The 11,075-nt window shown below is 41.6% G+C and carries 9 protein-coding genes; 6 read left to right on the top strand and 3 right to left on the bottom strand.

Translation table 11 applies throughout. The features are described from left to right. The 5 genes from L650_RS0107010 to L650_RS0107030 all read left to right on the top strand — a co-directional run. A partial coding sequence (locus tag L650_RS0107010; protein ID WP_128081047.1) for a pyridoxal-phosphate dependent enzyme occupies nucleotides 1–885 on the top strand: 885 nt, incomplete at its 5' end. Between the two features lie 144 nt (nucleotides 886–1,029). Then, entirely contained in the window at nucleotides 1,030–2,016 is a 987-nt protein-coding gene (locus tag L650_RS0107015) for an ABC transporter substrate-binding protein (RefSeq protein ID WP_039972499.1), read from the top strand. 62 nt (nucleotides 2,017–2,078) lie between these two features. Continuing rightward, nucleotides 2,079–3,254: a methyltransferase gene (locus L650_RS0107020; RefSeq protein WP_029772665.1), complete on the top strand. Its 1,176-nt coding sequence runs from the start codon at nucleotides 2,079–2,081 to the stop codon at nucleotides 3,252–3,254. A gap of 64 nt (nucleotides 3,255–3,318) precedes the next feature. Beyond that, nucleotides 3,319–3,978, top strand: a complete 660-nt coding sequence (gene can / locus L650_RS0107025) for a carbonate dehydratase (protein ID WP_024032154.1) — start codon at nucleotides 3,319–3,321, stop codon at nucleotides 3,976–3,978. Between the two features lie 8 nt (nucleotides 3,979–3,986). After that, nucleotides 3,987–4,634: an NAD-dependent epimerase/dehydratase family protein gene (locus L650_RS0107030; RefSeq protein WP_029772666.1), complete on the top strand. Its 648-nt coding sequence runs from the start codon at nucleotides 3,987–3,989 to the stop codon at nucleotides 4,632–4,634. 79 nt (nucleotides 4,635–4,713) lie between these two features. Here L650_RS0107030 and ubiK read toward each other — a convergent pair whose 3' ends face one another. Further along, nucleotides 4,714–4,977, bottom strand: coding sequence for a ubiquinone biosynthesis accessory factor UbiK (gene ubiK, locus L650_RS0107035; RefSeq protein WP_004589302.1), 264 nt, complete (start codon nucleotides 4,975–4,977; stop codon nucleotides 4,714–4,716). Nucleotides 4,978–5,138: 161 nt separating this feature from the next. Between ubiK and rep the strand changes: the two genes are divergently transcribed. Then, a complete protein-coding gene (rep, locus tag L650_RS0107040) occupies nucleotides 5,139–7,157 on the top strand; it encodes a DNA helicase Rep (RefSeq protein ID WP_004589303.1) in 2,019 nt (672 codons plus the stop codon). On the opposite strand, the gene L650_RS0107045 is transcribed toward rep, so the two are convergent. Both L650_RS0107045 and L650_RS23620 read right to left on the bottom strand, forming a co-directional pair. Beyond that, nucleotides 7,150–9,723, bottom strand: a complete 2,574-nt coding sequence (locus L650_RS0107045) for a diguanylate cyclase domain-containing protein (protein ID WP_029772667.1) — start codon at nucleotides 9,721–9,723, stop codon at nucleotides 7,150–7,152. The genes rep and L650_RS0107045 overlap by 8 nt on opposite strands. A gap of 134 nt (nucleotides 9,724–9,857) precedes the next feature. Then, a protein-coding gene (locus L650_RS23620) for an IS3 family transposase (RefSeq protein WP_128081048.1) occupies nucleotides 9,858–11,075 on the bottom strand; the annotation gives its coding sequence in 2 pieces (ribosomal slippage) (nucleotides 9,858–10,741 and nucleotides 10,741–11,075; 1,219 coding nt annotated over the 2 pieces). This gene is flagged as partial in the annotation.

Below are 11,075 nucleotides of genomic sequence, written 5' to 3' on the forward strand. Positions count from 1 at the left end.
GTTGGCAGTTTTGCCGATGGCGTAGCGGTTAAAATTATTGGCAGTGAAACATTTCGCTTAGCGCAAAAATTTTGCGATGAAGTTGTAACTGTCAGTGGCGATGAAATTTGTGCCGCCATGCAAGATATTTTTGTCTCTACTCGCGCAATTTCAGAGCCCTCAGGTGCACTTGCAACCGCAGGGCTTAAAAAGTGGAGCCAGCAATCGGGCTTAAAAGGACTGCATTTAGCAGCGGTGCTTTCGGGTGCTAACTTAAACTTTGATCGCTTACGTTATGTGGCTGAGCGTACTGCGCTAGGTGAAAAAAACGAAGCGCTACTCGCTGTGACCATTAAAGAAGAAAAAGGCAGCTTTAAGCAGTTTTGCACCTCTTTAGGTGGTCGGGCTATTACTGAGTTTAACTACCGTTATGCAGGCCCAGGTGAAGCGCAAATATTTGTAGGTATTGCCCTGCGCCAGGGTGAGAAAGAACTCAACGAGCTAAAACAAGACCTAACTAACAACGACTACCAATTTTGCGATTTATCAGATAACGAACTCGCTAAATTACACGTACGTTATATGGTAGGGGGTAAAGCACCGGAGCAGTTACACGAAAGGTTATTACGGTTTGAATTTCCGGAATACCCAGGAGCCCTTGCGCGCTTTTTAGATACCTTAGGTAGCAATTGGAATATTACTTTATTTCATTATCGCAATCATGGGGGTTCTATCGGAAATGTACTGGCGGGCTTTGCTATTGAGCCAAGCCAATTTGATATGTTTAACGAGCACTTAAACCGCTTAGGTTACAGTGTACAAGATGAAACACATAACCCGTGTTTTACGCAGTTTTTAACCTCTCAGCCACAAAGCCCAAACGTTGACAATTTAGCCTCAGCTTAGGGTTTTTATAAGCAAGTATGCACGTTTGCATGCTTGCTTTATCGTGTGTTTTAAATATAGTTACAGCTAATGACTACTATTTGGAACACCCAGTTGCTTATTAAAGGATTAATATTTGTAATTTTGCTTTTTTGCAGCCAACTAATGGCTCAAGAATCAGTCACTTTACAACTAAAATGGACCCACCAGTTTCAGTTCGCCGGCTATTATATGGCTCAGCAAAAAGGCTACTACAAAGACGCCGGACTTGATGTAACCATACGCGAAGCCAATCCTAAAATGCCTGACACTTTCACGCCTGTAGCAAGTGGAGAAGCCCAATTTGGCGTAGCGCATTCGGGTATTTTACAACAAAGAGTAAACGGCCAACCGTTTGTAGCAATGGCGGCTATTTTACAGTTTTCCCCGTACTGTTGGATGGTAAAAGACAGCTCTGATATTTTTCACCCCCGAGATTTTACCGCTAAACGTATTACCGAAGTGAGTAAAAAAGACAGTACCGAGCTGCTGGTTATGCTTAAACGCAGCGGTATTGATATTGCCACCTTAGAGGTATACGAAGGCGATGAGCCTGCGCTACAAGCGTGGCAAGAAAACAAACTTGATGCAATGCAAGTGTATGTCACCACTCAGCCTTACTTTATGACTCAGCAAGGGGTATCGCACCGCCTTATATGCCCACAGCGCTATGGCATGGATGTGTATGGTGATGTGTTATTTACCAGCGAATCAATGCTTAAAAAGCACCCGCAAACGGTCGAAAAGTTTTACCAGGCGAGCTTAAAGGGTTGGCGCTATGCGATGATGAATATGGATGAAGCCATTGCAATTACTCAGCAAGTGTATGCGCCAAACAAAAGTTTTCATCAGCTAGCTTATGAAGCCGAAGTATTGAAAGACTACATAATGCCCCCTACGACACATTTAGGGAATATGTCGATGGCTAAGTGGCGCTTAATTGCAGATTATTATGGCATTAAGCAAACGCAATTTGACGAGCACAAAGCTGGGTTTGTTTATAAATACCAAGAGCCAGAGCGATTACAACTGTCGTGGATGCTAATAGCCGCCTTTATTGTGAGTATTATTTCGATCCCCCTTTATTTGCGTTTAATACTTGGAAAAAAATAACCGCTTAATGCTGCTCTGCGCAACTGGTATAATTAAACGTCTTTTTACTATTTTAAGTTGTTATGAACCTAGCTGAGCAGTTTGCAGCACTCGATGCAGTGCTAATGAATACCCGCGAATATTGGCAATGTACAGCATTTGATTTTGATGAATTACCGTGGCCTGAGCTACAAGCGGCGTTAAATAACTTATCAGATGAAGATGTTGCAAGGCTTGATAACGATCAGCAACAGCTTTATCAATTTTTTAGCCCGTTTATTGCTGGGGTAGAGCAGCTACCTGAGCTGTGCAATTTACCAAAAAGTCAGCAGCAACGCGTTGAATACCCGTTTTGGATAAGTAACGGTATTAAAGGGCGTAAGTTTGAGCAACTGCAAGACTTTGTTTCAGCATTAACGAGTAACACGCAGCCTGTACTTGAATGGTGCGCAGGTAAAGGGCATTTAGGCCGAATGCTTGCTTATAACGGCGCGCAAAGCGTACACAGTGTTGAGCTACAAGGGCACCTTTGCGAGCAAGGAGAGCACAGTGCACGTAAGCAAGGTTTAGCGATGAAATTTAGCCAAGCTAATGTGCTTGAAGATGAAACACGCCATTTTTTTAATACCGACACACATGCGGTTGCACTGCATGCATGTGGCGCATTGCACCAAACATTTATGCAGCACGCCAGCGCCGCTAGGGTAAAACGTATTAGTTTTTCGCCGTGCTGTTATCACTTATTTACCGATAGTTGTTATCAGGCAATGAGTGAGCTTGCTCTTGCTAGTAAGCTTAATTTAACGCACCGCGATCTAAAACTGGCGCTGCAAGAAACAGTTACAGCTCCTTCACGTGTAGCTAAAATACGAAAAACTGAGGTGGAATGGCGCTTAGGGTTTGACGCACTTCGAAAGTCGCTCACTCATGAACAATATTACGTGAGTGTGCCTTCCGTTAACAAAGCCGTGTTCTCTGATACGTTTGCACAGTTTTGTGCTTGGGCGGGGGATAAAAAGTCTATAAGTATCCCTCAAGATACTGATTACGATAAGTTTTTGTTAATTGGTAAGGCGCGTAAAAAAGTAACAGAGCGAATCGAACTGGTTCGACATGTGTTTAGAAGAGCAATAGAAGTTTGGCTTGTGCTCGATCGTGCTTTATATTTGCAACAGCAAGGTTATCACGTTTCAGTTACCACCTTTTGTGAGAAACAATTAACTCCTCGCAATATTTTAATTCTTGCAAACACCAACTAAAAAGGCGCTCATTATTTGTCTTTTTTGGGGTGTAATTTCTATCCCGTCCTAAATAAGAGATGCAATGAGAAAGCTAAAAAATTTATTCGAAAACAACAAACGTTGGGCTGCACGTACAACCGAAGCCAACCCTGAGTTTTTTAAAATATTATCAATGCAACAAAACCCAGAGTACTTGTGGATTGGCTGTTCAGACTCCCGTGTTCCTGCCAACCAAATTGTTGATTTACTGCCGGGTGAATTATTTGTACACCGTAATGTAGCTAATGTGGTGGTACATACTGACCATAACTGTTTATCGGTAATGCAATACGCGGTAGAGGTGCTTAAAGTAAAACATATTATGGTGGTTGGCCACTATGGCTGTGGTGGTGTACAAGCGGTATTAAATAACGCCAAATTTGGTTTTATTGATAATTGGTTACGCCATGTTGGCGATGTAAAAGAAAAACACTTAGAGCAGCTTAATGCAATGGATGAGCAACAGCGTTTAAGTCGTTTAATTGAGCTAAACGTTATTGAGCAAGTACGCAACGTGTGCAGAACAAACATAGTTCAAGATGCATGGGATAAAGGGCAAGAGCTCACGATTCATGGTTGGGTATATGGATTAGAGAACGGCCACTTGCACGACTTATCATCGGTTGTAACCTGCGCTGATGAAGAAGGCGATGTGTATAAAAAAGCCGTTGCACATGTACTCGCTAAAGCCGGTTGCGAGTAATTTAAGCAATGACTAAAACGGCGATAATCATAGGGGCAACAGGGGTTGTGGGGAGTGAGCTATTAACGCTTTTACTGCAAAGCCCTGCGTTTGGCCATGTGATTGCTATAACTCGCCGTAAGCTGGACGTTGAACATACTAAGCTCACTAATCAACTTATTGATTTTGATTGTTTAACTAACTACTGCGCGTTATTTAAAGGGGATGTGTTTTTTTCGTGTTTGGGCACTACTAAAAAGCAGGCTGGCTCAACCGCGGCGCAGCGTAAAGTTGATTTTGATTATCAGTTTATTGCGGCGCAAATGGCGGCAAACAATGCAGTGAGTCATTATTGCTTAGTGTCATCAAGCGGCGCCAATGCGCACAGTATCAGCCCTTACTTAAAAATGAAAGGCGAGCTTGAGCAGCACATAAAAACGCTGGGCTTTGCAAAAGTAAGTATATTCCAGCCGTCTTTATTAATGGGTGAGCGAAACGATACACGAATAGCTGAGCAAATAGGCGCATTTGTGTTACCTGTTATTACTCAACTTCCTTTTTTAAAACGTTATAAACCCATTACGGGTAAGCAAGTGGCGCTAAAAATGTGCGCTGTAAGTTTGGCGCAGCAACAACCACTGCAATACTATGTATTAGATGCACTTTTTAATACATAGTGGGTAAATGTTAAAACTAAAAGCAAAAAAGCAGCCTTGGCTGCTTTTTTTGTGGCTGAGTATACAGACGTAATACGTGCTACTCGGCATTATTTTTAGCATTTAGTTGCTGCTCTAGTAACACAACTTTTGCTTCAAGCTCAGTGAGTTTTTCACGAGTACGAATAAGTACTTGGCTTTGTACATCAAATTCTTCGCGGCTAACAAAGTCCATTTCAGCCAGCTTATTTTGTAAAACTTGTTTGGTTTTACCTTCCAGTGTATCTGCTAGGTTTTTTACACCTTGCGGCATGTTGTTGGTGATTTGCTTAGCAATTTCTTCAAGTTTTGCTGGATTGATCATAATCGTCCCTTGCTGTTGCCCTAAAATGATAATGACTCATATTACCTTATACCTAAGGTATTTAATACATGATCACCACAATGGAATTAATTAATCTAATGGCTATGCCTGTATCTGTGGTTACGGTAAAATTAGCTGCCTTTTAAAACTCCATGGTCGTTATGAAACTCAATCCAAAACAAGATGAAGCAGTAAAATATATTAGTGGTCCGTGTTTAGTACTCGCGGGTGCAGGCTCAGGTAAAACGCGCGTAATCACTAACAAAATTGCTTATTTGGTGCAAAAGTGCGAGTACAAAGCACGTAATATTGCTGCGGTAACGTTTACGAATAAAGCGGCCAAAGAGATGCGCGAGCGTGTATTACAAACGCTTAATAAGCAAGAGGCGAAAGGGCTGTGGGTATCAACCTTTCATACCCTAGGGCTTGAAATAATTAAAAAAGAGCTCAAAACGCTTGGCTTTAAAGAAGGTTTTTCACTGTTTGATGACCAAGATACTAACCAGCTGTTAGGTGATTTAACCGAAGACGAGCTTAAAAAAGACAAAGACCTACTTAATCTATTGAAAATGCAAATAGGCAGCTGGAAAAACGAATTAATCTTGCCAGAGCAAGCCATACGCGAAGCACGTGATGCGCAAAAGGCGTTATTTGCGCAGCTTTACGCGCGTTATCAAAATCAGCTGCGAGCATATAACGCACTGGATTTTGACGATTTAATAATGATCCCCACCTTATTACTGAGTAGTAATGCCACCTCACGAGAGCGTTGGCAGCAACGATTTAGGTATTTGCTGGTGGATGAATATCAAGATACCAATACCAGCCAGTACCAGCTTGTTAAGTTATTAGTAGGCGAGCGAGCGCGTTTTACTGTGGTAGGGGATGATGACCAATCTATTTATTCATGGCGCGGAGCCCGCCCCCAAAACTTGGTACTGTTAAGTAAAGATTACCCCGGACTTAGGCTCATAAAGCTTGAACAAAACTACCGTAGTGCCCAGCGCATTCTAAAAGCAGCAAATATTTTAATTGCCAATAACCCGCACGATATCGAAAAAAAGCTATTTAGTGAGCTTGGTTACGGTGAGCCGATTAAAGTGATTGGCTGTAGGGATGAAGAGCATGAGTGCGAGCGAGTTGTTGCTGAAATAATTTCTCATAAATTTATGAAGCGCACCAGCTATAAAGATTACGCTATTTTGTATCGCGGTAATCACCAGGCGCGCGGTTTTGAAAAATCATTAATGAGTAACCGCATCCCCTATAAAATTAGTGGCGGAATGTCGTTTTTTTCGCGCTCAGAAATTAAAGATATTATGGCGTATTTACGCTTGTTAGTTAACCAAGACGACGATAACGCTTTTTTACGCATTGTTAATACGCCGCGCCGTGAAATAGGCACCGTTACACTTGAAAAGCTAGGCACTCTTGCAAACGAAAAACACCAAAGCTTATTTGCCACCTGTTTTGATAACGACCTAGGCTACCGCCTTAAAGGGCGTGGCTTAAATGCGCTTTCGGGGTTTGCACGTTGGGTTGTTGAGCTTTCAGATAATGCAGTGCGTAGCGATACACTCGAAGCGGTAAAAGACTTGGTACGTAATATTAACTACGAAGCGTATTTGTATGAGTCATCGCCAAGTGCCAAAGCGGCAGAAATGCGCATGAAAAACGTCTCTGAGCTGTATCGTTGGATCACCGATATGCTCACCGGAGATGCCGATAACGAACCGATGACCTTACCTGAAGTGGTTAGTAAATTAACGCTTCGCGATATGCTAGAGCGTAACGAGGAAGAAGATGAGTCTGATGCGGTACAGTTACTTACTTTGCACGCATCTAAAGGCTTAGAATACCCGTATGTGTTTATGGTTGGTATGGAAGAGGGGTTATTGCCACACCAAGTAAGTATTGATGAAGAAAACGTAGATGAAGAGCGCCGTTTAGCATACGTAGGGATCACACGGGCCCAGCAAGAGTTGACACTAACGTATGCAAAAATACGTCGTCAGTTTGGCGAAACCTCACAAACAGAGCTAAGTCGCTTTGTGCAAGAGTTACCGCAAGATGACCTAGCGTTTGAAAACAAAAAAGCCCCAAGCTCGCAAGCTGAGCGCATGGAAAAAGGCCAAGCACGGGTCGCTAACTTAAGGGCGATGCTGAAAAAACCTAGTTAATAGACTGTGCGGCGTTGTTATTAGCCGCTACTGGCTCCGATAAGCCTTGCTGCTTTGCAACAAATAAGTTTAGTCCGTATTTATCTAGTAAGGCTCTAAAGTTGAGTATAGAAGGGCCTTTGGCAATAACTTTTATGCCTTTTAGCTGAGTGATTGCCAGTACACCTTGTAATTGCAAGTTAAAGCTTTCTTGTTGCAGTACACGTTTACTAAAGGTTGAGCTAAGTAGTACATAATCGAAGGTAATGTCGGTCAGTGCATTTAGCTCACAGCGGTCTTTTGCAAAGTTATTTAAGCCAATGCTGTAGCCAAGCTGCGAGAGCTTTTTAAGGTTTTCTAGCTGAGTTGCACAGGCGTAACGTATTTCTTGGTCGTCAAACAATAAACACAGTTGGCTTTGCCCTTGCAGCTTACTTAATACCTCAGTAAATAAATTAAATTCAAGCGCTTCTAACAGTAACCCTGAGCATGGCAATAATACCATGGCTACATTTGCCGCTAAGGCATGGGCGTAGGCGTGCTGCAATAGTTCTAATTCAACTTGGAGGTGCTGCTCTTTATCGGTTGCAAACTTTTTCAGCACTTCAAAACTGGTATAGCCTAATACAGGGTGTTCACCAAAGGCTTCAAACAGTGATTCTGATTGCTGTTGTTCATCAAGGTTTATAATATCTGCACTTCTAAAACTCATCGGGAGTGAATCAAGATGGTGCTGTGCTGGAGATTCTGCGCTTGTTAGTGTTTGCGTTAATAACGGGTGGAACAGCTCATAGCGGTCGCGCCCCGCATTTTTAGCATAATACATAGCAGCATCGGCATCGCGAATAATTTCATCAGTATGCAGATAACTTGAATTTGAGTACGTTATACCAATACTTGCACCACTTTGAATGCAGGTACCTTTGCTGCAAAATGGCTTTTTCATTATATTAATAATGCGATCAGCTACATCTTCTGCTTGTTGTAGCTCTGTTAAGTGGGTAAGCAAAATTACAAATTCATCACCACCAAGGCGAGCGAGTAAATCGTGTTCGCGAATACAATGCGAAAATAAATCAGCCACACTTATTAAAAATTGATCGCCGGCATGGTGACCTAGTTGATCGTTTATATCTTTAAACTTATCTAAATCAATAAATAACACAGCAAAGTGATGATCAGGAAAACGATGGTAATGCTGCAGTGTTTTTTCTAGCTGGGTTAAAAACAAGCTGCGGTTAGGCAGGCCCGTTAATGAGTCGTGATGCGCATCATGATAAAGCTGTTGCTCTACTTTTTTACGCTCATCAATTTGCATTTGTAAATGTAGGTTAGCTTGCTGCAGCTCTTTTGTTTTTTCGTTAACTCGATACTCTAACTCTTGGTGGCTAGATTTAAGTGCTTGAGTGGCTAATTTTGTTTGTAAAACCGTGGCAATTTGGTGTGATACAAACGTAATAAGCTCGCAGTCGTCTTTGCTAAAAATATGATTGTTATTATACGCTTGGCATGCAATTAAGCCGATAACTCCTTGCGATGTTTTAAGCGGTGCCCCTAGCCAGCTGGTGGCCATTTGCTCCTCTGGTACCGGTTTATTTCGTTGTACATCACCACTTTCTAATAGCTCTTTGGCTCTACTAGGGTGAATAAGTTGGGTCTGCTCGCTGCTAATAACCAGTTCGCTATAACCTTTTGCAAACGGCCTCGGCTCGGTGTTGTCTTTAAATTCATCCACACAGTACGGGAAGCTAATCCAACCAGTCTCTTTGTTATAAAGTGCAATGTATAAGTTTTCTGCGTATGTAATGGTTTTTATTATTTGATGAATTTTTACATAGGCATCATCTAAGTTTTGCGCTTGTGTTGCCAACTCCGATATTTTAAACAAAATTTGTTGGCGTTGTAGTGCGCGTTTTCGTTGTTCAATTTCTAGGTTTAACGCATCATTACTTTGCGTGAGCGCGCGGGTGCGAATTTTTACTTCAGATTCGAGCAGCTCTCTTTTTTTAACTCGCTCTATGGCTGTGGCTAAGTATAAAGACATTACCTCGAGTAAGTGCACTTGCTGGCTGCTGTAATCTTGGTGTTTATCGTAACTTTGCGCAGCAAGTACGCCAATAATGTTTTGCTCTTGATAGATAGGAACACCAACCCAGTACTCAGCAGGTGAGCCTAGTGCTTTAAATAAGCCGTTTTGTGCAGCGCTTTGCATCTCTTGTTTGGTAAAGCAGGTGGTTTTGCCAAGCTTATAAACGTAGCCTGTAGCGCCTTCTTCAAAACTATTATCTTGATTGAGGGCGACTGATATACCATCTTTTTCATCGCAAAAATAAGAAAGTTCCAGGGCATGAGTATATTGATTAGCAAGCACCACGTAAAAGCTTTTACTAGGTAGGTATGCTTGTAAAATGTCATGGATAGCGGGGTAAAGTAAGGTTAATTCGGCAACAGAGCTTGCTTGCTCTGATAGCTGGATCAGGGCATTTTGTAAGTGGTGAGATTGCTTATACTTTTCTAATAGCGCTTTAAGACGTTTATTTTGGTGCGCTAGTTTACTCGGTGCCGCGGGTTTATCTTCCGATGACATGAATCATATTATTTTATTATTGTATGTTTATTAAACGTATAATTTCACTTTTAGTTGCGATCGTCAAGTAACTAATGCCCTAAAACAGCAACTAAAAAGATTATTTTGTCCCGTCCTGAAATAGGTTGACGGTTTTAATGAAAGACTTGGTGCGAAAGCGCCAGGTCTTTTTTATGCACTTGATTTGGTGTTTTCATATCCAAACTTAAGTGCGGTCGCATTTCATTGTATATAAATATCGATTCTTCAACGAGCTGTTTTAACTCTGCCATATTGCGACATTTATACAGTAAAAACTCTTGCTTTAATATCCCGTTAATACGCTCTGCTAATGCGTTTTGATAACAGTCATACCCATCGGTCATCGATGGTCTAATGCCCTCTTTTAATAGCGCATTTTGATATACTTCAGAGCAATATTGTAAACCTCTATCTGAATGATGAATGGCATCACGTTTATATACGCGTTGCTTAATTGTCATTTCTAATGCTCTGACTACATCGGTTGCTTTCATTTCATCACTCAGCTCATAACCCATTATTTTTCGACTGTAAGCATCAGTGACTAACGATAGGTAATGCACGCCTTGCGCTGACTTTACGTATGTAATGTCACTAACGAAGACTTCCTCGGCCGCAGTAGGCATGTATTCCTTTAGTAAATTGGGATGCTTGCGCATCCAATGGTTACTGTTTGTTGTTTTAGTGTAATTTTTCTTTGGTTTTACAAGAAAGTCATGCTCTCTCAAATAATCAAAAAAACAATCACGACCTAGTTTAATGCCACGCTCTTGCAGGTCTGGCTTTATCATCAGATAAAGTTTCTTCCCACCAATACGAGGCATGAATTGCCGCCAGTACATCACTAATTCTTTGACTGGCTCCAATTCTTTATTCCGAGCATCTATTCTGCGCATAGCTTGATAGTAACCTTGTCGCGTTACGCCATATGCACGGCATAACGGAGTAAGCTTTATTTGATGGTTTTCTTTTGCGCGCGTGATAGCTCGGATATGTACTTTTTTCGCAAGCCCGCTCCATATTCTTCATCCATAATATTAATCATTTCATCTTTGATTAAATCCTTTAGGCGTAACTCTTCTATCTCGCGCTCTAAACGTTTAATTTTTTGTGCTGGGGTTTCTTTCGATTTAGGCATGTTGGCTATATAAGTTGGTTTAGACCAATCTAATTTACCATGTTTTCGCAGCCATACCAGAACGGTACTGCGGCCTTGAATACCGTAATGACTTTGCGCTTGTTTATAGGTGAAGTCGCCTTTTTCTACTTGCTCAACAATAGATAATTTAAAGCCTAATGTATAATCTCGCTGAGTACGCTTAACGTCTTTA

The organism is Pseudoalteromonas sp. TB51 (assembly GCF_000498055.1).
GTDB classification, from domain to species: domain Bacteria; phylum Pseudomonadota; class Gammaproteobacteria; order Enterobacterales; family Alteromonadaceae; genus Pseudoalteromonas; species Pseudoalteromonas atlantica.

Excerpts from the sequence above, each read along its gene's own strand:
- can (WP_024032154.1), top strand. The coding sequence starts at position 3,319 with ATGAGAAAGCTAAAAAATTTATTCGAAAACAACAAACGTTGGGCTGCA.
- L650_RS0107015 (WP_039972499.1), top strand. The coding sequence starts at position 1,030 with ATGGCTCAAGAATCAGTCACTTTACAACTAAAATGGACCCACCAGTTT.
- rep (WP_004589303.1), top strand. The coding sequence starts at position 5,139 with ATGAAACTCAATCCAAAACAAGATGAAGCAGTAAAATATATTAGTGGT.
- L650_RS0107030 (WP_029772666.1), top strand. The coding sequence starts at position 3,987 with ATGACTAAAACGGCGATAATCATAGGGGCAACAGGGGTTGTGGGGAGT.
- ubiK (WP_004589302.1), bottom strand. The coding sequence starts at position 4,977 with ATGATCAATCCAGCAAAACTTGAAGAAATTGCTAAGCAAATCACCAAC.
- L650_RS0107020 (WP_029772665.1), top strand. The coding sequence starts at position 2,079 with ATGAACCTAGCTGAGCAGTTTGCAGCACTCGATGCAGTGCTAATGAAT.
- L650_RS0107045 (WP_029772667.1), bottom strand. The coding sequence starts at position 9,723 with ATGTCATCGGAAGATAAACCCGCGGCACCGAGTAAACTAGCGCACCAA.